20 protein-coding genes, 2 tRNA genes and 1 other RNA gene are annotated in these 21,801 nt (G+C 72.1%); 12 read left to right on the top strand and 11 right to left on the bottom strand.

Annotated elements, in window-relative coordinates:
- Positions 1-212: 212 nt before the first annotated feature.
- Both ACIBR0_RS25525 and ACIBR0_RS25520 read left to right on the top strand, forming a co-directional pair.
- Positions 213-752: a peptidoglycan-binding protein gene (locus ACIBR0_RS25525; RefSeq protein ID WP_396719749.1), complete on the top strand. Its 540-nt coding sequence runs from the start codon at positions 213-215 to the stop codon at positions 750-752.
- Between the two features lie 270 nt (positions 753-1,022).
- Complete coding sequence (locus ACIBR0_RS25520; RefSeq protein WP_396719747.1) at positions 1,023-1,301, top strand: DUF2332 family protein; 279 nt, start codon at positions 1,023-1,025, stop codon at positions 1,299-1,301.
- Between the two features lie 214 nt (positions 1,302-1,515).
- Here ACIBR0_RS25520 and ACIBR0_RS25515 read toward each other — a convergent pair whose 3' ends face one another.
- Positions 1,516-4,095, bottom strand: coding sequence for a DNA polymerase III subunit gamma and tau (locus tag ACIBR0_RS25515; RefSeq protein ID WP_396719745.1), 2,580 nt, complete (start codon positions 4,093-4,095; stop codon positions 1,516-1,518).
- Positions 4,096-4,269: 174 nt separating this feature from the next.
- Positions 4,270-4,359: signal recognition particle sRNA small type (gene ffs / locus ACIBR0_RS25510), an RNA gene on the bottom strand.
- Positions 4,360-4,440: 81 nt separating this feature from the next.
- Here ffs and ACIBR0_RS25505 point away from each other — a divergent pair.
- The 3 genes from ACIBR0_RS25505 (at position 4,441) to ACIBR0_RS25495 (ending at position 5,806) form a co-directional block, all read left to right on the top strand.
- A tRNA-Ser gene (locus ACIBR0_RS25505) sits at positions 4,441-4,525 on the top strand.
- Positions 4,526-4,664: 139 nt separating this feature from the next.
- Positions 4,665-5,279 carry a hypothetical protein gene (locus tag ACIBR0_RS25500; protein ID WP_396719743.1) on the top strand — a complete coding sequence of 205 codons (615 nt, stop codon included), beginning with the start codon at positions 4,665-4,667 and terminating at the stop codon, positions 5,277-5,279.
- A gap of 32 nt (positions 5,280-5,311) precedes the next feature.
- Complete coding sequence (locus ACIBR0_RS25495; protein WP_396719741.1) at positions 5,312-5,806, top strand: hypothetical protein; 495 nt, start codon at positions 5,312-5,314, stop codon at positions 5,804-5,806.
- Positions 5,807-5,882: 76 nt separating this feature from the next.
- Here ACIBR0_RS25495 and ACIBR0_RS25490 read toward each other — a convergent pair.
- Positions 5,883-5,969, bottom strand: a tRNA-Ser gene (locus ACIBR0_RS25490).
- 75 nt (positions 5,970-6,044) lie between these two features.
- Here ACIBR0_RS25490 and deoD point away from each other — a divergent pair.
- From deoD to ACIBR0_RS25475, 3 genes are all read left to right on the top strand, one after another.
- Positions 6,045-6,752, top strand: coding sequence for a purine-nucleoside phosphorylase (gene deoD, locus ACIBR0_RS25485; RefSeq protein ID WP_396719739.1), 708 nt, complete (start codon positions 6,045-6,047; stop codon positions 6,750-6,752).
- Between the two features lie 122 nt (positions 6,753-6,874).
- Positions 6,875-7,510, top strand: a complete 636-nt coding sequence (locus ACIBR0_RS25480; protein WP_396719737.1) for a TetR/AcrR family transcriptional regulator — start codon at positions 6,875-6,877, stop codon at positions 7,508-7,510.
- Positions 7,510-7,995 carry an acyl-CoA thioesterase gene (locus ACIBR0_RS25475; protein WP_396719735.1) on the top strand — a complete coding sequence of 162 codons (486 nt, stop codon included), beginning with the start codon at positions 7,510-7,512 and terminating at the stop codon, positions 7,993-7,995. Before ACIBR0_RS25480 ends, ACIBR0_RS25475 begins: the two co-directional genes overlap by 1 nt.
- Before the next feature lie 20 nt (positions 7,996-8,015).
- Here ACIBR0_RS25475 and ACIBR0_RS25470 read toward each other — a convergent pair whose 3' ends face one another.
- The 4 genes from ACIBR0_RS25470 to ACIBR0_RS25455 form a co-directional block, all read right to left on the bottom strand.
- Complete coding sequence (locus ACIBR0_RS25470) at positions 8,016-8,462, bottom strand: nucleoside deaminase (RefSeq protein WP_396719816.1); 447 nt, start codon at positions 8,460-8,462, stop codon at positions 8,016-8,018.
- A gap of 178 nt (positions 8,463-8,640) precedes the next feature.
- Positions 8,641-9,165 carry a tRNA adenosine deaminase-associated protein gene (locus ACIBR0_RS25465; RefSeq protein WP_396719733.1) on the bottom strand — a complete coding sequence of 175 codons (525 nt, stop codon included), beginning with the start codon at positions 9,163-9,165 and terminating at the stop codon, positions 8,641-8,643.
- A gap of 123 nt (positions 9,166-9,288) precedes the next feature.
- Positions 9,289-9,456, bottom strand: coding sequence for a hypothetical protein (locus ACIBR0_RS25460; protein WP_357029524.1), 168 nt, complete (start codon positions 9,454-9,456; stop codon positions 9,289-9,291).
- A gap of 121 nt (positions 9,457-9,577) precedes the next feature.
- Complete coding sequence (locus ACIBR0_RS25455) at positions 9,578-9,958, bottom strand: hypothetical protein (protein ID WP_396719731.1); 381 nt, start codon at positions 9,956-9,958, stop codon at positions 9,578-9,580.
- 60 nt (positions 9,959-10,018) lie between these two features.
- Here ACIBR0_RS25455 and ACIBR0_RS25450 point away from each other — a divergent pair, with 60 nt between their 5' ends.
- From ACIBR0_RS25450 to ACIBR0_RS25440, 3 genes are all read left to right on the top strand, one after another.
- Entirely contained in the window at positions 10,019-10,753 is a 735-nt protein-coding gene (locus tag ACIBR0_RS25450) for a M23 family metallopeptidase (RefSeq protein WP_396719729.1), read from the top strand.
- Between the two features lie 205 nt (positions 10,754-10,958).
- A complete protein-coding gene (locus ACIBR0_RS25445) occupies positions 10,959-13,901 on the top strand; it encodes a glycosyl hydrolase (protein WP_396719727.1) in 2,943 nt (980 codons plus the stop codon).
- A gap of 72 nt (positions 13,902-13,973) precedes the next feature.
- Positions 13,974-15,044 carry a PHP domain-containing protein gene (locus ACIBR0_RS25440; RefSeq protein ID WP_396719725.1) on the top strand — a complete coding sequence of 357 codons (1,071 nt, stop codon included), beginning with the start codon at positions 13,974-13,976 and terminating at the stop codon, positions 15,042-15,044.
- Positions 15,045-15,103: 59 nt separating this feature from the next.
- Here the strand turns inward: ACIBR0_RS25440 and ACIBR0_RS25435 are convergent, their stop codons facing one another.
- Positions 15,104-16,075: a DMT family transporter gene (locus ACIBR0_RS25435; RefSeq protein WP_396719723.1), complete on the bottom strand. Its 972-nt coding sequence runs from the start codon at positions 16,073-16,075 to the stop codon at positions 15,104-15,106.
- A 201-nt stretch (positions 16,076-16,276) separates the two neighbouring features.
- Here ACIBR0_RS25435 and ACIBR0_RS25430 point away from each other — a divergent pair, with 201 nt between their 5' ends.
- Positions 16,277-17,947: a DUF885 domain-containing protein gene (locus tag ACIBR0_RS25430; protein ID WP_396719721.1), complete on the top strand. Its 1,671-nt coding sequence runs from the start codon at positions 16,277-16,279 to the stop codon at positions 17,945-17,947.
- A 64-nt stretch (positions 17,948-18,011) separates the two neighbouring features.
- On the opposite strand, the gene ACIBR0_RS25425 is transcribed toward ACIBR0_RS25430, so the two are convergent.
- The 3 genes from ACIBR0_RS25425 to ACIBR0_RS25415 all read right to left on the bottom strand — a co-directional run bounded on the left by ACIBR0_RS25425 (position 18,012) and on the right by ACIBR0_RS25415 (position 21,736).
- A complete protein-coding gene (locus ACIBR0_RS25425) occupies positions 18,012-19,460 on the bottom strand; it encodes a DUF6114 domain-containing protein (protein WP_396719719.1) in 1,449 nt (482 codons plus the stop codon).
- A 79-nt stretch (positions 19,461-19,539) separates the two neighbouring features.
- Positions 19,540-20,178, bottom strand: a complete 639-nt coding sequence (locus ACIBR0_RS25420; protein ID WP_357029503.1) for a DUF6230 family protein — start codon at positions 20,176-20,178, stop codon at positions 19,540-19,542.
- A 367-nt stretch (positions 20,179-20,545) separates the two neighbouring features.
- Positions 20,546-21,736 carry a DUF3068 domain-containing protein gene (locus ACIBR0_RS25415; RefSeq protein WP_396719717.1) on the bottom strand — a complete coding sequence of 397 codons (1,191 nt, stop codon included), beginning with the start codon at positions 21,734-21,736 and terminating at the stop codon, positions 20,546-20,548.
- Positions 21,737-21,801: the final 65 nt, after the last annotated feature.

Below are 21,801 nucleotides of genomic sequence, written 5' to 3'. Positions count from 1 at the left end.
TGCCCGATGTCATGGACATCGGGGCACCACGCCCGGCCGGACATCGCCACGCCCCTGACACCGATTCGATCACCGAGCTAAGCGGCCGGCGCAAGCACGCCGTGCGTTTTCACGCCGTTCCTCACCATGGTGAGCTGCCCCCCACGACCGGATTGAGTCCTGTAGGGTTCGGCCAACGCAAATGATCGTCGGAGGTTCATGTGCATCTTTCAATGAGGGTTGGTCTGCGCAAGGCCCTGGTCACCGGAGGGGCTGTAGCCGCGATCGTGCTGGCCGCCGGGCTGATCAATGCCGCGCCGGCGCAGGCGTCGGCCTCGCAGGGGTACGTCATTGGTAGCGGTGACGTCACCGACGACTTCGGCGACGAGGGGACACTGCGGCGGGGCGGCGCGTACGCCAACAGCGGCGCCACCGGACTGTGGCAGTGGATCCTGTACGCCGACGGATACCTCACCTCGTCCGACATCGACTGCGAGTTCGGGCCGACGACCGAGGCGGCAACCAAGAAATGGCAGGCGGCCCGTAGCCTAACCGCCGACGGTATTGTCGGAACGGCGACCTTCGGCTATGCGGACTGGAAGCTTTATGTAACAGGCCAGAGCGGCGAAACCCTCGATGTGCGGTACTCCGGGACGGCGCGCAGCGTGTATTTCACGCGCAACTGGCAGGGCAAGTACAGTTTCCGCAGCAACGCGGGTACGCCCTACTACATGCTGCCCACTTTCTACACCAGCATCCCAACCGGCTGCTAGTCTGAGCCACAGTGACAATGGACTCCCGGACCCGCTTTAGCGGGTCCGGGAGTCCATTGTCACTGTCGTGCAGGTCGGTCGGTCAGGTTGCCCGAGCATCAGTCGCCAGGCTCGTCCCGTCACCGGCGCCCCGCCCCGGCTCCTGCCGGGTCCGACACAGGCCTAGCAGATGCCCGCCTCCCTGATCCTCTCAACGCCGAACGCCTCGAGGAGCAGCCGTACCGCCTGCTCCTCGCTCGACTCTCGGGCGGTCTTCTCCTCGATTACCTCGTGACGACTCGCCGGTGCTGCTGCCCGAGGCCTGGCGGGACGAGGTGCCCGGTCCCGGGCAGCGCGGACGACGCGCTCGCGCTGCGGGCCTACCTCTGGCCGGCGCACACCGCCCGGGCCACCCGGCTGGCCGGAGCGCTCGAGCTGGCCGGACGCCTGTCGGCCCGGGTGGTCCCGGTCGGTGCGGCGGACTTCCTGGCCGGGATCGAGCCGTGCCCCGGCACACTGACCGTCGTGTGGCACTCGGTGCTGCGGCAGTACGTGCCGGCCGAGGAGTGAGCCCGGGTCACCGCCGAACTCGACCGGCTGGCCGCCGCAGGCGGCACCGACGCGCCGGTCACGCACCTGCTGTTCGAGCCGTATCCGGTGCATGCATGGCTGGCACCGCTTCCAGCTCCGTGCCCGGATCGGCACCGGGTCGGAGCGGCTACTCGCCGAGGCGCACCCGCACGGCCTGCCCGCCTGGACCACCTGACCGGAGCGACCCGCCGCCCTACCGGGCGTCGACCTCGTTGATCTTCTCGGCGCCGAACGCCTCGCGCAGCAACTGCACCGCCTGCTCCTCACTGGACTGGCGGGCCGTCCGCTCGTCGATCACCTCGTCCAACGGCTCGTCACCCGGGTCGAAGCCCTCGTAGACGGGTGCCGCCGGCTGGGCGCCCCCCGGGCGTCCACCGCCGCCGCGCACCGGGCCGTCGTAGTCCGGGTCGTACGGGGGCTCGCCCGCCCACTCGGCGTCCGCGGTCCTCCGGTCCGCCTGCGAGGTACGCGGACCCTTCGCCGCACCGGTCCCCGCCGCGGCGGCGGCGGCGCGGGCCGCGGCGATGGCGCTGCTCACCGGGGCGACGGGCGACGCGGCCGGTGGTGTCACCGACGGACCCGCCGGCTTCGGTACGGCCGGCGCGCTCGCCGTCGCGGTGGCGGTGGCCCCGCCGGGACGGGCCGCCTCGGGCCAGTCGGCACCCTCGCCGGCTGCCGCCGGTCCCGGTCCGCCGGCTGCCGCCGGTCCCGGCCCACCGGGTCGGGCCGGCTCGGGCCAGTCGTCGTCCCCACCGGCGCCGCCGGGCCGGGTCGGCTCCGGCCAGCCCTCGCTGTCACCGTTGCCCGTACCGCCGGCCGGGGCCGGGCGGGTGGCACCGCCCGACGGGCCGGACGGGCTCGTCCCGGGCGGACCGGACGGGCCACCGGAGGTCGGCTGGACCGGTGCCGGACGGGCGGGGGCGGTCTGCCGACCCGGGCCGGGCAGGGAGGCACCACCGCGCTCGCCGGCCACCTCGCAGCGGATCTGCCAGCGCCCGCCCAACTCCTCGTAGAGCGCGTCGGTCAGCACCGCGGCGTGGTCGGACAACATCTTCGCCAGCACCGACGACTTGACCGTCACCACCAGCGTGTCGCCGTCCAGGTCCCGCACGACCGCGTCGCGCATCAGCGCCGCGATCTTCTTGTGGCTCCGGTTGACCTTGCCGACCACCTCGGGCCAGGCCCGGCGCACCGCCACCGCGTCCAGCGCGCCGGGCGCCTCGGCACCGGGTCGCGGCGGCGCGGGGGTCGACGGGTCCGGCATGACGGCCGAGGGCGGCACGGCACGACGGGAAGCCGGAGCGGCCGACGCGGGTCCCGTCGGTGCCGGGGCGACGTGCGAGGCGGACCCGGCCGGTGCCGGGACGGAGTGCGGCGCGGGGCCGCCCGGTGGCGGGGCGACGTGCGGACCGGGGGCACCGGCAGCCGCGTCAGCGGTCGCGCTGGTGGGCGGGGGCGCCCCGGTGTCGGGCCCGGTCGCCGCCGGCGTGCCGGCGGTCCCGGCCGGGATCGCGGCGGCAGCCGCGGGCGGGGCGGGAGGCTGTGGGCGTACCGCCGGGGGGTGGTCGGCGGGCGCGGGCCCGGCGGCGGCCGGCGGCGCGTCGGTGCCGGCGAGGGTGAGCCGGCGCTCCATCCGTTCCAGGCGCTGGAGCAGGCCGCCCGTCGAGTCGTCGGCACCGGGCAGCAGCATCCGGGCGCAGATCAGCTCCAGCAGCAGCCGGGGCGCGGTGGTGCCGCGCATCTCGACCAGGCCGTCGTGCACGATGTCGGCGCAGCGGGACAGGGTGCCCGGGCCCAGGCGCTGGGCCTGGGCGGCCATCCGCTCGATCTGGTCGGCCGGGCCGTCGATCAGCCCCTTGGCGGCGGCGTCCGGCACCTGCTGGAGCACGATCAGGTCGCGCAGCCGCTCCAGCAGGTCGGAGGCGAACCGGCGGGGGTCGTGCCCGGCCTCGGCCACCCGGTCGACGGTGGTGTAGGCGGCAGCCCCGTCCCCGGCGGCCAGCGCGTCGCACATCTCGTCGATCAGCGCCGAGTCGGTCACGCCGAGCAGCGCCGCCGCCCGGGCGTAGGTGACGCCCTCCGGCCCGGCGCCGCCGATGAGCTGGTCGAGCACGGAGAGGCTGTCCCGGGCGCTGCCGCCGCCGGCGCGCACCACCAGCGGGAACACCGCCGGCTCGACCTGCACGCCCTCGGCCTGGGTGAGCTGCTCCAGGTACGGGCGGAGGGTCTTGGGCGGAATCAGCCGGAACGGGTAGTGGTGGGTCCGCGACTTGATCGTGCCGAGGACCTTCTCCGGCTCGGTGGTGGCGAAGATGAACTTGACGTACTCCGGCGGCTCCTCGACCAGCTTGAGCAGGGCGTTGAAGCCGGCCGACGAGACCATGTGCGCCTCGTCGATGACGTAGATCTTGAAGCGGCTGCTGGCCGGCGCGAAGAACGCCTTCTCCCGCAGCTCACGGGCGTCGTCCACGCCACCGTGGCTCGCCGCGTCGATCTCGATGACGTCGATCGAGCCACCGCCGTCGACGGCGAGCGAACGGCACGACCCGCACTGGCCGCACGGCTCCGGTGTGGGGCCCTGCTCACAGTTGAGCGAACGGGCCAGGATCCGGGCGCTGGAGGTCTTGCCGCACCCGCGAGGACCCGAGAAGAGGTACGCGTGGTTGAGCCGCCCGCTGCGCAGCGCCTGCGACAACGGCTCGGTGACGTGCTCCTGCCCGATGACCTCGGCGAAGGTACGTGGCCGGTACTTGCGGTAGAGCGCCAGTGCCACCCGTCCCGCCTCCTCTCGACCGAGCCATTCTGCGCCGGTCCGCCCCGGCCGACCACCCACCCCGCCGCTCCAGTGCAAGGAAGGGCCCCCGCTTAACGCCTCCGGTAGAGGAAGGGCCCCTTGTTAACACGGGAGCGTCGCGTGAGATCCGGACGTAAAGGGCTCCGGAGACAGAAAGGCCTCCCGTGCACCCGGCAGAGCTCGCTTATCCTTGCTGCCTTCCGGCCCTGGGGAGGTTCACGAGGTACCGCCGCACGGGAGGTGACTCCACCCTACCCGACGGCCGGGCGATCTCCAGGGGGTGGTGGGGTGGGCGCGGCCGCGAGGTCCTGTACCCTGTTCGACGGAGGATTCGCCTAGAGGCCTAGGGCGCACGCTTGGAAAGCGTGTTGGGTTCACACCCTCACGAGTTCGAATCTCGTATCCTCCGCTCTCTGGAGCAGCAAGGGCCGGTCCCGGCGGGACCGGCCCTTCGTCGTACCGCGGACATTCCGGACGGCCCTTAGGCTGTGGGGGTTCGCCGGGAGCCGACCGTCCCAGGTGACGTGTACGACGCCGAAGGGCCCGGAATGAGTTACCAGCTCAGCGCGGTGATCGCGGACATCGACCTGCTTCGCGAGGAGACCGGCGACCTGGACCACGCCGTCCTGGGCGAACTGCGCCAGGACTTCGCCCTGCTGCCCGTGACGCCGCTCCTGGTGGAGGAGCTGACCGGGGCGCCGCCGGACTTCACGGTCGAGGATCTCGGGCCGGCCCACCCGTTCGCGCTGGTGCTCTCTCCGCCGTTGACCGAGGTGCTGGTCCGCTGGTCGCGCCGGGGCCCCGTGGCGTACGTCGAGGCGGAGTTCTCCGGCGGGGCCGGGCACCAGGCGGCGGCGGTCTGGCTCGGCGGCACGCTGTCGTGGGGGCCACGCTTCGACGCCGCGTTCGACGGTCCCCGCGACGACTGGCCGATCAACGGCGCGCTCGTCGAACTGGGTGTCGAGCCCGGCGCCTGGATCGACCCCTTCGCCGAGGTGGGTCTGCACGTGGAGCGGAGCACGGAGGGCTGGCTGGCCCACGGGCGTCGCCGGCTGAGCGCCGACTACTGGGACGAGCTGGCCGAGGAGTGGGAAAAGCGGCAATCTCCCGCGGGGCAGCAACCTGAGGGCGGCGGTCCCGTTGGGGACTGGGGGATTCCATGAAATTGCGACAATTTGCGTTCATCGCAACACTATTGACGGCTGCCTGGATCTCGGGCAGCGATGCGCGTACGCCCACGTTGCCCCGCCCCGGTGAACCCATCGGGACGAGCGAGGTGGTCGACCTCAACGGGCTGCGGAACGTCGAGTTCGGCGACACCGAGGACGAACTGACCCGCCGGGGCATCCTACGGACCGACGTCGATGCGTGCGGACCCGCGCTCGCCGGTCACGACACGGTGAGCCCGATATTCGTCGACGACCGGCTCGTGCTGCTCTGGGTGGGCGACACGGTGGGCACGCCCGAGGGCGTCACCACCGGCACCCCGGTGACGGATGTCCAGGCCCGCTATCCGGACGTCCGGGTCCTCGACACCCCGCCGGGCACGTACCGGTTCGACGGACTGCTCGCCCGGCAGGGCGACCGGGCGTACCTGTTCCTGCACGACGGTGACGTGGTCCGCAAAATCATCGCCGGGTACGCCGACTGGGCCGAGCGCCTCTTCGCCGACGGCCACAGCCCCTGCTGACACAGGACAGCGGTGTGACGACGAGAACGCCCGGCCGGTCCTCGCGGACCTGCCGGGCGTTCTCGCTGTTCACGAGCGGTGGCGGCGGGATTTGAACCCGCGGAGGGCGTAAACCCTCACACGCTTTCGAGGCGTGCTCCTTAGGCCACTCGGACACGCCACCGCCGAGTAGGCTACAGGACCACCGGTCCGGACGCCGAACCGGTATGCCGCCCGCTGGCCTGGCAGGATCTTTGGCATGAGTACGCACATCGGCGCGAAGCCGGGAGAGATCGCTGAGCGGGTCCTGATGCCGGGCGACCCGCTGCGGGCCAAGTGGATCGCGGAGACCTACCTCGAGGACGCCCGGTGCTACTCGACGGTCCGCGGCATGCTGGGCTTCACCGGCCGCTGGAACGGCGTCGAGGTCTCCGTCCAGGGCTCCGGCATGGGCATGCCCTCCGCCTCCATCTACGCCCACGAACTGATCAACGAGTACGGCGTGAAGTCGCTGATCCGGGTGGGCTCCTGCGGAGCTCTCAGCGAGGACCTTCAGCTGCGGGACGTGGTGGCGGCGATCGGGTCGTCCACCGACTCGAACATGAACCGCATGCGCTTCGACGGACTGATCGACTACGCGCCCGTCGCCGACTTCGGGCTGCTGCGTACGTCGGTCGAGGTGGCCGAGCGGCGCGGCATCACGATGCGGGTCGGGCCGATCCTGGCGGCGGACGCCTTCTACTCCGACCGCCCGGACCTCTACGACACGCTCGCCGACTACGGCGTGCTGGCAGTGGAGATGGAGTCCGCGGCGCTCTACACGATCGCGGCAAGGTTCAGGGCCCGGGCGCTGACGATCCTGACGGTCAGCGACCACATCAAGACCGGCGAGAAGACCACGTCGCAGGAGCGTGAGCAGACCTTCAGCCAGATGGTCGAGATCGGCCTGGACACCATCATCGCCTGACCCAAGTGTTAAGAGGGGCCCCTTGTACAACGCCAGGCGTTAACAGGGGGCCCTTCCTTGTGTGGCCGCGATCACCGGCAAAAACTATACGACCGGTCGTGCTTATTGATTACGCTGCTGCCATGACAGTCGACGGCCGCGTCGCGCGGGGCGACCGCACCCGCATCGCCGTGCTGGACGCGGCGGTGGTGCTGGCCTCGGAGGTCGGCCTCGACGGGCTCTCCCTCGGACGGCTCGCGGAGACGCTCGGTGTCAGCAAGTCCGGCCTCTTCGCCCACTGGCGATCCAAGGAGGCCCTCCAGCTCGCCACCGTGAACCGGGCCGTCGAGCAGTGGCAGGAGCGCATCATCGGACCGGCGTTGCGCGCGCCCCGCGGGGTACGCCGCCTCTGGGCGCTGCACGACGCCCGGATCGCCTTCTACGCGGCACGGGTGCTGCCCGGCGGGTGCTTCTTCGCCACCACCGAGTTCGAGTTCAACGCCCGACCCGGCCCCGTGCGGGACCGGCTCGCCGAGGTGTTCGAGCGGTGGATCGCGTTTCTCCAGCGCCTCGTCGGTGAGGCGGTGGAGGCCGGCGAACTCCCCACCGACGTGGACGTCGCGCTGCTGGCGTACGAGATCGACGCTCTCGGTGTCGCCGCCGCCATGCGGTCCCGGCTGCTGGACCCGGAGACCGCCTACCGACTCGCCCGCCACGGCGCGCTGGCCCGCCTCCGCGCGCTGTGCCCCGATCCCACCCTGCTACCGGAAGGCCCGTGATGAGCAACGCCACCATCGAGCAGCCCGCCGTCGAGTTCGGCCACGTCGAGCGCGTCCCCGTGCACTTCGACGACCTCGACGCCCTGGGGATCCTGCACAACGCCCGGTACGCGGTCCTCCTGGAACGTGCCCTCACGCCGTACTGGGCGGACCGGGGGGTTTCCTACCAGGGTGGGCGGACCAGCGCTCCGGACGTGTTCCACGCCGTCCGCGAGTTCACCATCACCTACCGGACCCCGATCACCGGGACCGGGCCGGTGGCGGTGCACTTCTGGCTCGAACACTTCGGCACCAGCAGCGCCGAGTACGCCTTCCAGTTCCGTTCGGTGGACGGTCGCACCCTGCACGCCGAGGGTCGGCGGGCCATCGTCCGCCTCGACCCCGCGACGCTGCGACCCACCGCCTGGACGGAGACCGGTCGGGCCGTCGCGGCGACCCTGCTCCGACCCGCGCCGGCCGGTCTGACGCCGGACCAGGGCCGCTAGGGGCCGGGCCGGCTGCCGGTTCAGCGGAAGAACGCCCGGAGCACCGCCGCGCTCTCGGCCTCCAGCACCCCGCCGTAGACCTCCGGACGGTGGTTGAGGCGACGGTCGCGCAGCACGTCCCAGAGGGACCCGGCCGCGCCGGTCTTGGGCTCCCACGCGCCGAAGACCACGGTGGAGACCCGGGCCAGCACCAGGGCGCCGGCGCACATCGTGCACGGTTCCAGGGTCACCACCAGCGTGCAGCCGTCCAGCCGCCACCGGCCCAGGCGTTCGGCGGCGCGGCGCAGCGCCAGCACCTCGGCGTGCGCGGTCGGGTCACCGGTCAGCTCGCGTTCGTTGCGTCCGACCGCCAGCTCGACGCCGTCCGGCCCGTAGAGCACCGCGCCCACCGGCACGTCACCGGCGTCGCCCGGGTCCGTCGTCGGCAGGTCCGGCCCGGTGACGGCGACCTCCAGGGCCCGGCGCATCCAGAGATCGTGCCGAAGCCGGCGACCGGCGCCGGCCGGGTCGGCCAGGCCCTCGTCGGCACCGGGGCCGACCCGACCGGTCCGACCGGGCGTGGGCTGGCCGGGCCGCACGGTCTCCAGCGCCGGGTCGGTGGCATCGGCCGGCTCCCCGCCGCCGGCCGGGACGGGTCCGCCGGGCTCAGACCTCACGCAGCTCCTCGATCTCGTCGGCGCAGCCGAGCACGGCGGAGATCTCGGCGGTGACGTCCGCGGGCATCATGCCCTCGTGACCGCAGAGCTTCAGCAGCTTCTGCGCCGAGATGCCCAGGTCGGCGAGGATGTCGGCGTCGCCGACCGGGTCGGCCTCCGGGTCCACGGCGGGCTGCTCGCTGTCGTCGTCGCCGGCCGCCGGACGGGCCTCCTCGGGCTCGTCCAGCCCGGTCACCGAGGTCTTGAGGTCACCCACGAGCAGGGCACCCAACCGGGACTCCTCCGCGTACGCGGAGTCGGAACCGAAGACCCGCAGGTCCTCCCCGTCGTCGAGCCGCAGGATCACCAGGTAGGCGTCGTCCGCCTCGACGAACAGCACCGACAGGTCGGCGTCCACGTCGACGTCACGCAGGCGGTCGGCGACCTCCTCCAGGTCGGTCACACCGCGCAGGCTCACCTCGGAAGCGGTCCAGCCGCTCTCGTCGCGCACCACGGCCGCCGCGAAGTACGACACGGTCCCCCCAAAATGCCTCGGCACCAGCACGCCGATCCGTTACGCGTGCACGTTAGCCGGTCCGATCGGCAGGGGAACGGTCAACGCCCCGAAGGGCTCGTCAATCGTGGGAAAGTCCGGTGATCAGCCCGCGACGCGGCGGCGCGTGGCGATCAGCTGACGCAGCTGCTCGGTGCGCAGGCGACGCGGTCGGTCCCGTTGGCGTACCGCCCTCGCACCGGCCAACTCGGCGAGGAGCTGCTGGCGACGGCGGCTGCGCTCGGGGTCGAGCCGCGGAGTGGTCCAGGCCATACCGCCGAGGGTGCCGAGTCCCGACCGCCACGTCAAGATGGGCTTCGTGCCGCAGCCGGACCACCACAGAACGCAGTGGCCGGGCCGCCGCACAGGGCCCGGCGAGGCGGCCGGACCGGTGTCACCAGAGCGGCCAGTCGCCGCTGGTCGCCCAGCGCACGGCCACCACCGCCGCCGCGATGCTCCACCCGCCGGCGGTGACGATGGCGATGCCGGCGGCCACTCCCCGGTCGCCGAAGCGGACCAGCAGCAGTGCGACCAGCCAGGCCAGCCCACCGGCGAGGACGGTCCACCAGGCGTACCCGGTCACGCTCGTGCCGAGCAGCCCGAACAGGAGCAGCCAGGCGGCCGCGCCGGCTCCGCCGAGGGCGACGCCCGCGCCGGTCACCGGATGCGGTTCCCGGTAGGTGGGCCGCGACGGGGGGCCGGACGGGAAGAGACCCGAGGGGGTACGCGGGCGGAAGTCGGGATGGGAGTGGGGCGTGAACGGCTGACCGGCCACCGTCGCTCCTCCCGCCGTAGGGACCTTCGTCCACCGTACTGGTTCTGTCAGGATGATCCGATGCCCCCGCCGCCGATCGGACGCCGTCGCGCGTACCCGGTCCTGCTGTTGCTCGTGCCGCTGGTGGCCGCCGCCTGCGCGACGACCCGTCCCGGGGCGACGCCGGGCACCGCCTCCGGGCCCCCGGACACCCCGGCCACCGCCGCTCAGCCGGGCCCGGCGGGCGCCGCGGCCCCGGACCGTCCGTCGGCCGCGCCGACCCGCGCCGGGGCTCCCCACGTCTTCCCGGTACGCGCCGGCAAGGTCGACTACCACCCGACCCACTCCGCGTACCCGGGGACGGACATCTTCGCCGACTGCGGCGCACCGGTCGTGGCGGTGACCGACGGGACGATCCTGGAGGTCAGCCGGGTCGACCGGTTCGACCCGCGCGGCCCGCGCGGGCCGCACAACGGGGGTTTGTCGGTGTCCCTGCTCGGCGACGACGGGGTGCGTTACTACGGCTCGCACCTGACCGAGGTCGCCGCCGGCATCGACGCCGGGGTGCGGGTCCGGTCGGGGCGGCAGCTCGGGACGGTCGGCCGCACCGGCAACGCCAACAACGTGTGCCACCTGCACTTCGGCATCTCCCCGCCGTGCACGGGTCAGGACGGCTGGTGGATCCGGCGCGGCGTCGTCTGGCCGGCGCCCTACCTGGACGCGTGGCGCCGGAAGGTCGACCGGGAGCCGGCCGCCGAGGTGGCCGCCTGGCACCGCCGGTACGGCTGCCCGAAGGCACCGGCCGCGGCCCGGTAGCCGCCCGGCCCGCACCGTCCTCAGGGGAGCGGGCCCGGTCCGCGGGTTTTCCGACATACGTGCTTCATCGACCGGAAACATTGACGCAAGTCTTGCCTCTGAGTTAGCGTCCCGCCTCAAGAGAGCGCTCTCTGAAGCAACTTTCCTCACAATTCCGACTCAGCGACGCGCCCGGCGGGACCGGGCGCCCCGCGATGGAGGCACCGTGAAACCTCCCGCGTCACACCGCAACCGGACCCTGGCCGCCACCACCACCGCCCTGGCCCTCGTCCTCGGCGGGCTGGCCGTCGTCCACACCACCCCGGCTGCGGCTGCCACCGTCGGCGCCGGCAGCTACACCACCGACCGCGTCGGCCCGCTCCCCGCCGGCTGCGGGGACCTGTCCACCAACCCCCGCCAGTTCGTCACCGCCGACGCTCCGGCCGGTCCCGTCCCCACCAACGACTGGTGGTCGTCCCTGCTCTGGAAGAAGACCAACTGCGCGTACAGCGAGCCGCTGCACGCACACCCCGTCTCCTACCAGCCGTTCAGTGACGGCCTCGGCTTCTCCGCCACCTCCACGCCGACCATCACCGGCACGGCGACCGGCGTCGGCGAGTACAAGTACGCCTACGCCGAGGACATCCGCGTCGGCGTGGCCGCGCTCGGCGCACCGGTCGTCAGGGTGGACGGCTGGACCGACTGGACGGTCACCCCGTACTGGGGCGACGGCGTCCGCACCATGCGCGCCACCATCGGCCACGGCCTGCCGTTGACCTACTTCCGCACCACCGGCGGCGCCGCGCAGATCAACCCCACCGGTGGCAGCCCGACCATCTGGACGAACAGCGGCTCCACCATCGGCTTCACCGTCCGGGGCCACGACTACGTCGCGTACGCCCCGACCGGCGCGAGCTGGACGGTCAGCGGTGGCCGGATCACCTCCGACCTGGCCGGCAGGGGCTACTTCTCGGTCGCCCTGCTGCCCAGCCAGGGCCTCGACGCCACCGCGCGGGCGCAGCTCGCCACCACCTTCGGCACGTACGCGCACGCCCACGTGACCGGCACCAAGGTCTCCTACGCGTACGACCAGGCGGCCGGCCGTGTCGACACCACGTACGCGTTCACGACGACGCCACGGGAGGGGACCGCCACCCGGACGGTGGTGAGCCTCTACCCGCACCAGTGGAAGGCGCTGGCCGGCTCCACCCCGCTGGCGCAGACCTACCCGTCGGCGCGGGGCCGGATGAAGGTGCTCACCGGGGTGAACCAGTTCCGCACGTCCATGCGGTTCCAGGGGGTGCTGCCGGAGGTACCGGCCGTCGCCACCGGCACCGGGGCGGACCTGGCCACGCTGCGCAGCCACCTGGCGGCGGTGCGGGCCAACCCGATGGACCAGCGCGGCGGCGACACCTACTGGACCGGCAAGGGACTCGGACGGGCCGCCCGGATCGCCGAGATCGCCGACCAGGTCGGTGACACCGAGACCCGTACGGCGGCGCTGAACGCCATCCGCACCACCCTCAACGACTGGTTCACCGCCACACCCGGCGAGGCCGCCAAAATCTTCTACTACGACCGGAACTGGGGCACCCTCATCGGCTACCCGGCGTCGTACGGGTCCGACCAGGAACTCAACGACCACCACTTCCACTACGGCTACTTCATCGCCGCCGCCGCGACCCTGGCCAAGTTCGACCCGGCGTGGGCCAAGCAGGAGCAGTACGGCGGCATGGTCGACCTGCTGATCCGGGACGCCAACAACTACAGCCGGACCGACAACCGCTTCCCGTACCTGCGCGACTTCGACATCTACGCCGGCCACGACTGGGCGTCCGGGCACGGCTCCTTCGCCGCCGGCAACAACCAGGAGTCGTCGTCCGAGGGCATGAACTTCGCCAACGCCCTCATCCAGTGGGGACAGGCGACCGGCAACACGGCCGTGCGCGACGCCGGTGTCTTCATCTGGACCACACAGGCGGCGACCATCCGCGAGTACTGGTTCGACGCCGACAACGAGAACTTCCCGGCGGCCTTCGGGCACTCGACGGTCGGCATGGTGTGGGGCGACGGCGGAGCGTACGCCACCTGGTTCAGCGCCGAGCCGGAGATGATCCAGGGCATCAACATGCTGCCCGTCACCGGCGGCCACCTGTACATGGGCCAGGACCCGGCGTACAACACGGTCAACTACGCCGAACTGGTGCGCAACAACGGCGGGGAACCGACCGTGTGGCAGGACATCCTCTGGCAGTTCCTCGCCCTCGGCGACCCGGACGCGGCGCTGGCGAAGCTGCGGGCCAATCCCGGGTACGTCCCGGAGGAGGGGGAGAGCCGCGCGCACACCTTCCACTGGGTCCGCAATCTCGCGGCGCTGGGCACCGTCGACACCGGTGTCACCGCCAACCACCCGCTGGCGGCGGTGTTCACCCGCAACGGCGCACGGACGTACGTCGCCAGCAACATCACGTCCGCGCCGCTGACCGTGACGTTCTCCAACGGCACCCGGGTGGACGTGCCGGCCGGTCGTACGGTCGCCACCGGCGCGGTCACCTGGAGCGGCGGCAGCGCCGACGGAGGCGTACCGCCCACCACCACCCCGCCCACGACGGCGCCCCCGACCACCGCGCCGCCCACGACGGCGCCGCCGACGACGGCGCCCCCGACGACTCCTCCGCCCACAACCCCGCCCCCGACGCCGGACTCGCCGACGCAGTTCCTGCTTCCCAGCGGTCGCATGGGAGCGTCGGGAAGCGCCGCGACGGTCACGGTGGCGAGCGCGGGCGGCACCAACCACGACGGCACGCCGACCAACGCCCAGGTGTTCACGGCCACCGGCCTGGACCTGGCGTACGCCGGCGGCCAGACGACCTTCGACCTGTTCCTCGACGCCGGCGGCGCGGTCGGCAACGGGGTCCAGGCACGGGTCTCCTACGACCTGACCGGCGACGGGAGCTGGGAACGGGTGGAGACGTACCGCTACTTCGCCACCGATCCGGTCCCCGGCTTCGAGCACTACACGCAGAACACCGGTCTGCTCTCCGCCACCGGCACGCTCGGCAGCCTGTCGAACGGCACGGTCAAGGTGGAGGTCTGGTCGGCCATCGGGGTCAACCCGACAACCCTCGGTATCGGCGACAGGTCCCTCGTGAAACTGCCCCACTCCTGATCCGCACCACCACCCGTCCTGCGCCGCCGGTCGTCCCCCGACCGGCGGCGCAGGCGCGTAGGTTGGGTGGTCATGAGCGACCGGGACCCCATCGCCGATCTGCGCCGGATCGCCTTCCTGCTGGAACGGGCGAACGAGGCGACGTACCGGGTGCGGGCCTTCCGGTCGGCGGCGGCCGCGCTGGCCGCGCTGCCGGCCACCGAACTGAGCGAGCGGGCCCGCACCGGGAAGCTCACCGAGCTGTCCGGGGTCGGTGACGTCACCGCCCGTTGTGTCGCCGAGTCGCTGGCCGGCGAGGAGCCGGTCTACCTGCGTCGCCTGCTCTCCACCGAGGGCACCGACCTGGACGCGGCGGCGACCGCGCTGCGTACGGCGTTGCGCGGCGACTGCCACACCCACTCCGACTGGTCCGACGGTGGCTCGCCGATCGAGGAGATGGCGCTGGCGGCGGTGGAGCTGGGCCACGAGTACGTGGTGCTGACCGACCACTCGCCGCGCCTGAAGGTCGCCCGGGGGCTGACCGCCGACCGGCTGCGCCGGCAGCTCGACCACGTGGCACAGGTCAACGAGGCACTGCCCGAGGGTTTCCGGATCCTCACCGGGATCGAGGTCGACATCCTCGCCGACGGCTCGCTGGACCAGGACGAGAAGCTGCTGGCCCGTCTCGACGTGGTGGTCGGCTCGGTGCACAGCGGACTGAACGACGAACGCGGGAAGATGACCCGGCGGATGCTCGCCGCGATCGCGAACCCGCACCTGGACATCCTCGGCCACTGCACCGGACGGATGGTGTCGTCCCGGCCGGCCGGCGTGAAGGGCCCCGGCGACCGGGCCCACCGGGCCCGGAGCCGGGCGGAGAGCGACTTCGACGCTGACGCGGTCTTCGCCGCCTGCGCGGAACGGGACGTGGCCGTGGAGATCAACTCCCGTCCGGAGCGGCAGGACCCGCCGAAGCGGCTGATCCGCCGCGCGCTGGAGGCGGGCTGCCGGTTCGCCATCAACACCGACGCGCACGCCCCGGGCCAGCTCGACTGGCAGCGGTTCGGCTGCGAGCGGGCCGCGTTGTGCGGCGTACCCGCCGACCGTGTCGTCAACACCTGGTCCGCTGAGGACCTGGTCGCCTGGGCCGCTTCCCACGCCTGACCCCGCCCCGTTAACAGGGGGCCCTTCCTCTACCGCAGGCGTTAAGAAGGGGCCCTTCCTTACACCCGGGCGGCGGGGACGGCGGGCGTGGCGACGCCGGCCGGGGTCGGGGTCCGGCGGCGGCCGACCAGGCCCTGGGAGACGGCGACGCCGAGGAGGACGACCAGCGCGCCGACCGGCTGGTGCCAGGTCATCCGCTCATCGAGCACGACCGCGCCGACCAGCACCGCGAAGAGCGGGATCAGGTACGTGACCATGGAGGCGGTGCTCGCCCCCGCGACCCGGATGTTGCGCAGGTGGATCACGAAGGCCAGGCCGGTGCCGAGCGCGCCGAGGGCGACCACGCTGGCCAGGACCTCGGGCGACAGTGCCGTCGGCACCGGCGGCGCGCCGGCGACCAGCGGCGCGACCACGGCGAGCTGGGCCGCCGCCATCAGGAGCTGGGCCGCCGAGAGCGAGACACCCGAGAGCGCGCTGCCCGCGATGAACTTCTTCTGGTACGGGATGGCGACGCCGTAGCAGGCCGCCGCGGCGAAGCACAGGAGCTGCCCGGTGAAGTGGGCACCGCCGACGCCCTCCCACACGCCGAGCACCACCAGCACACCGGCGAAGCCGAGCGCGAGCCCGGTCGCGCTGCGGGCCGTCAGCCGCTCGGTGCGGAACACCAGGACCGCCATGGGCAGGACGACCAGCGGGGTGGTCGCGTTCCAGATGCCGGCGAGCATCGACTCGACACGCTGCTCGCCGTAGCCGAAGAGGGTGAAGGGAATCGCGACGCCGAGCGCGGCGATCACGAAGAGATGCCCCCAGACGCGGGGCTCGCGGGGCAGCCGGTCGCGCAGCACGGCGAGCACCACCAGCAGCGTCACCGCGCCGGCGGCGACCCGGTAGAGGGTGAGGTGCAACGGGTGCAGCTCCGCCACGCCGACCTTGATGAACAGGAAGCTGGATCCCCAGATCGCGCCCAATGCGACGAAGCCGGGCAGCCAGCTCCGCAGAGCCGCCCGGTCAGGGGTCAAGTCGGTGGTCACCCCTGACACTCTGCACCTGGGGTACGACGAAGTCCCGCGCTTTTCGGCCACCGTGTCCTGCGCCACAGAAACCGCCTACGCGGGTGACGCGTTGACCACCCCGAGGAGGTGCGCCCATGGTCATCGACCCCGCCGACCTGCTTCCCTGAACACCGCAAACAGGGTCGACAACCGGCCCGTGGAGTCCCGTAGGGTCGCAGCGTGGGACGAATCGATGACATCGCGAACCGGTACGTGGCCGACTGGGCGCCGCTGAGCCCGACCGGCGCCACCTACGTCGGCATCGCCGGCTACGACGACAAACTCGACGACCTGTCGCCGGACGGGTACGCGGCCCGCGCCGAGCTGACCCGGCGGACCGTCGCCGACCTCGACGTGACGGAGCCGGAGTCCGAGGCGGAACGGACCGCCCAGGAGGCCATGCAGGAACGACTCGGCCTCGAACTGGCCCGGTACGACGCGGGCGAGTCGACCAGCGAGGTCAGCGTGATCACCAGCGGGCTGCACGACCTGCGCTCGGTGTTCGACCTGATGCCGACCGACGGTGCGGACGCCCAGGCCAACATCGCGGCCCGCCTCAACGGGTTCGCGGGCGCCGTCGAGGCGTACAAGACGACGCTTCGCGAGGAGGCCGCGGCCGGGCGGGTCAGCGCGAAGGCGCAGTTGCTGGAGGTCGCCAAGCAGTGCGACATCTGGGTCGACCCGAACGGCGACAACTTCTTCCACGGCCTGGTCGAGCGGTTGGGCGTCGACGGCACCCTCGGTGCCGAGCTGCGCCGGGGAGCGGCGGCGGCCACCGCCGCGACCGCCGAGTTCGGGCAGTTCCTCCGCACCGAGTTGGCGCCGCGGGGGCGGGACAAGCAGGCCGCCGGTCGGGAGCGCTACGAGCTGGCCTCGCAGTACTTCCTCGGCGCCAAGGTCGACCTCGACGAGACGTACGCGTGGGGGTTCGAGGAACTGGCCCGCCTGGAGGCCGACATGCGGACGGTGGCCGCGCGGATCGTCGGCCCCGGCGCGACGATCGACGAGGCCGTCGCGGCTCTGGACGCCGACCCGGCCCGGACCATCCAGGGCAAGGAGGCGTTCCGGGACTGGATGCAGGCCCTCGCCGACAAGGCGATCAGCGAGCTGCACGGCACGCACTTCGACATTCCGGAGCAGGTCCGCCGGATCGAGTGCTGCCTCGCGCCGACCAGCGACGGGGCCATCTACTACACCGGTCCCAGCGAGGACTTCTCCCGGCCGGGTCGCATGTGGTGGGCGGTGCCGCAGGGCATCACCGACTTCTCGACCTGGCGTGAGGTGACCACGGTCTACCACGAGGGCGTGCCGGGTCACCACCTCCAGGTCGCGCAGACCGCGGTCCGGGCCGAGAAGCTCAACCGCTGGCAGCGGCTGCTCTGCTGGGTCTCCGGGCACGGCGAGGGCTGGGCGCTCTACGCCGAGCGGCTGATGGACGAGCTGGGCTACCTGGAGGACGCGGGCGACAAGCTCGGCATGCTCGACGGGCAGGCGTTCCGGGCCGCCCGGGTGATCGTCGACATCGGCATGCACCTGGAGCTGGAGATCCCGCGGGACAACCCGTTCGGGTTCCACCCCGGTGAGCGGTGGACGCCGGAGCTGGGCTGGGAGTTCATGCGGGCGCACTGCCGCGTGCCGGACGAGACCCTGCGCTTCGAGCTGAACCGGTACCTCGGCTGGCCGGGCCAGGCCCCGTCGTACAAGGTCGGCGAGCGGATCTGGTTGCAGGCCCGGGAGGACGCGAAGGCCCGCAAGGGCGCCGACTTCGACCTCAAGGAGTTCCACCGGCAGGCGCTCGACCTGGGTTCGCTCGGGCTCGACCCGCTGCGCACGGCGCTGGGCCGGCTCTGATCGGAGAGGGTGGTGCGGGGCCGGTGGGACGGCCGGCCCCGCACCCGGTGGTGGTGGAGCGAGGTCAGTCGAGCGTCAGCTTCAGCTTCGGCCGTGCGGTGAGCACGTCACTGGTGACGAACGCCAGGTCGATCACGGGGTCGGTGAAGGTGACCGGGAACGGCACCGTGATCGGGATACCCCCGGGGATCGGCAGGTCCGGGGTCAGCGTGATCTTGATCCCGAGCAGCCGTCCGACGAACCGGGTGGCGTAGAAGGCGACGTCCCCCTTCACCGTCAGCCGGTCGGTGGCGAACCGCATGGTCCGGCCGGCCGGACCGGGTGAGGAGAGCAGGAAGTCGTCGGTGACCGCCCGGTCCATGCTGAACTTGAGCACCTTCAGCGTGCCGTCGGCCGTCGGCAGGTCGACGATGCCCTCGAACCGGAGCGCGGTCATCGTCACCTTCGAGCCGGTCAGCTTCGACGGCGTGGCCGCCACGACCGGCTGGCCCGGGTCGGCGGCTATCCGCGGCAGCACCCTCCCCTCCTCCTTCGGGGCGGGACGGCTGGGCTCCGGCTTCGGGGTGACGCATCCGGGGGCGGCGGTGGCCGACGGACGGACGGGCCGGCCGGTGGCGCCCGGACGTCCGCTCGGCGTGGCGGACGGGGTCGGTTCCGCCTTCTCCGGCTCGTCGGTGTTCCGCCCGCCGCCGAAGATGTCCCCGATCCCGTCGAGGATCTCCTCGATCAGGCCGCCGTCGTCGTCCTGGTCGGAGTCCGCCGACTGGGTGGGGCTCGGGGTGGGGGCGCTCGGGGTGGCGCTGGGCGTACCGCTCGGGGTCACGGTGCCCGACGGCGGCCGGACCGGGCAGGAGGGCCGCGCGGGGGCCGCGCTGACCGGCGTCGCGTCCGGCACCGCCAACGCCACCGCGGCGGAGAGCCCCAGCAGGGCGAGCAGGACCGCGAAGAACCGGGGTCCGCGCGAGCCGGGCCCGTCCGGCCCGGCGGCCTCCGGCGCCACGCCAGGCCCCTCGTCGTACGCGGGAGGCGCCTCCTCGCCCACCCGGGACGTCGGCACGGGGGATTCGGGGCCGCCGGCCGGGTCGGTCGGCGCCTCGGCGGCGGCGCCCGGGGTGTCGACCCTGGCGTCCGGGGTCCAGGCGAAGCCGAGGGCGCTGCCGACCATGCCGAGCAGCAGGCCGATGAAGAAGCCGCCGAGGTTGACCCCGATGAGGGAGAACAGCGCGGTCACCGAGGCGACCACCGCGTAGAAGACGCGTTGCTGCGGGCTGAACCACATGAGCAGCCCGCAGGCCACCAGGATGGTGGGGATCAGCCAGGAGAGGAAGCCGGTCGGTCCCATCTGGAAGGACAGCCCGCCGAGCGACATCTGGGTGGTGCCGAAGATCTCCAGGCCGGCCAGGGCGGTGAGCAGGCCGCCCCAGAACGGGCGGACCCGCCGCCAGCGGCGGAAGCCGCGCCACGCCTCGGCGAGCCGGCCGGACCGGGCGTGCTGCGGTTGCGTGGTCGTCACGTACGTCTCCTGCGCCGGGGTGAGGGGATGAGACCGGACGGGCCCGCGGAGCGTGCCTTCTCCGCGGGCCCGGGTCAGCTCAGAAGCATTCCTTGGCTTCCGCGCCGACGTTGACCTTGAGCTTCAGGCCGTTGAGGGTGAACGTCCCGGCGTGGGTGGAGCGGGCCACCTGGCGCAGGCCCTTGATGGAGACGGTGTCGGCCTGCTGGCCGAACGCCTTCCGGTCGCCGACGGCGCCTCCGGGCCCGCCCTTGAGCGTCGAGGCGTCCTGCCCGATGTTGATGTTCTTGAACTCGGCGTCGCCCTCCAGCGAGTCCATGTCGATCAGCAGGCCGCTGGCGGTGGCGGGTTTGCCGCCGCCACCGGCGTTGATGGTGAGCACGACGGGCGCGCCGGGCACCTTCACCGACTGGCAGAGGTCGTAGAGCTTCGCTTCGCGGATGCCGGACACGGCCACCGGGTGCCGGGTGCCGTCGCTCTCCTCGGCGATGCCGCCGTACTGGACGAAGCCGGTGCCGCTCAGCTCGGAGGCGGAGACCTTGAACGTCTGGCCGGAGACGGCGAACGATGCCGCGATCGCGCCGTTGGACATGCCGAAGACGATCGCCCCGGCGACGGCGGTCGCGGGCACCATCATGGCGGCGAAGCGCCGCCACCGGGTACGACCCGGGTTCTCGATCGGATCATGCACGGATTCCTCCTCGGGGTGGTGGATCATCGCGCGGGTAGCCGGTCGTTGCGGAGGCGACGGACCGCACCGGACGACGTCGCCTGTTACCGGCGGGTAACGAACGTGCGATGATGGTGCACCCCTGAGGCGCACGTCACAAGCCCTCCCCTACCTGCCGGTAACGCTGAACGGCGGCTGTGAGCGGAAGGCATCACGGACGGCAATATGGATCATCGGTTGACGGCCAGAACGAACAATCCAAAGCGGACACAAGGTGCGGATGGCCGCCACGGAGAGTTGCCGAAACATCGATGTATAACAGTTCGATAACGGACACTGAATGTGTATTTGTAAAGCACGGAGGGGTGGACCGTGGCGGTCCACCCCTCCGTCGTGCGTGCGACTCAGCGTACGGTCAGCGCTTCTCCGCCTCGTCGGTCGCGGAACGCTGGGCAGGCACCGACGGGTCGTCGTCGCCCTTCCAGTTGGTCGATGCCGGCGGAATCTCGTCCTTCAGCACACCGCCGGCCGGCTCCGTCGTCGGCTGCTCCACGGTCGCGGTGTCGTCGTGCACCGGCTCCTGGTCCACCCGGGTCGGGGTGGGGTCGGCGACCGGAGCCGTCTCGGCCCGGTGCCGCGGCTCCCCGGCCACCGCCGGGGCGCCCCGCCGGCCCACCAGCAGCCCGACGAGCATCAGCACGACGCCGAGCAGGGCGGCACCCGCCGGGGCGAACACCCCGAGCAGCGTCAGGCTGTCGCGGCTGTCCTTCGCCCGCGCCACCGACCCCTTGACCGTCTCCTCGTTGTACGCGAAGTCCGCGTTCAGCAGGTCCACCGGCGCGCCGGTGTTCGGGACCAGCGTCTTGCGCTGCACCTCACGCACGTTGATGAAGGAACCGGTGACCGGGTCCACCCACACCGTACGGGTGTTGCTGTACTTCACCTCGCCGGCCGTCGCACCCGGCGCAAGCTTCGGCAGCAGCAGCGCGAGCCGGTCCGCCGGCAGGTTCAGCGTCTCCTCGGAGATCACCTGCTCGAAGCGGTACGCCTCGATGCCCTGGATGTCCTCGGTGCCCTTGAACTCGGCCGTCCGCTTGGCCCGCAGGTCCCGGTCGAAGATCTCGTACGTCTTCTTCTCGGTGTTGAACGGGAACTTGTAGATCTGCCCGGAGAAGTTGACGTCCTGCCGGGTGCCGGAGTCGTCGAGGTACTCCTTCTCCCAGTCCAGGGCGGCACCGGAGACCCGGTCCAGCGCGAGAGCGGCACCGTACGCGCTGACCAACTCCTTCCGGTCGGTGCGGTCCACGGTCTGACCGACCTCCCAGACCACCGCCTTGCCGTCCAGGTCGCCGGTCAGCTCGCTGGTCGCCTTCGGGTTCGGCGACACCAGTACCGTCGACTTGAGGTCGGCCTGGTTGATCTCGATGTTGCCGTCGGCGATCTGGAGGAACGTGGCCCCCTTCGCCTCGGCGACCGAAGTGGTGGGCTTCAGATCGTAGGGCAGCTTGGTCATCGCGGGCTTGACGATGAACACCAGTCCGGCGGCCAGCGCCAGGAGCAGTACGCCGCCGCCGAACAGCACGGCACCGATGGCGCGGTGCTTCATGTTTCCTCCCTGGAGGAGCTAATTTTCGCCGCTGTCGATCAGTGAGATGGCCGGGAGGTTACTAC

The sequence above is a fragment of the Micromonospora sp. NPDC049497 genome (assembly GCF_044465805.1).
Taxonomy (GTDB): domain Bacteria; phylum Actinomycetota; class Actinomycetes; order Mycobacteriales; family Micromonosporaceae; genus Micromonospora.
Note: the sequence above shows the minus strand (reverse complement) of the source record. Positions and strands in the feature narration are given on the sequence as shown.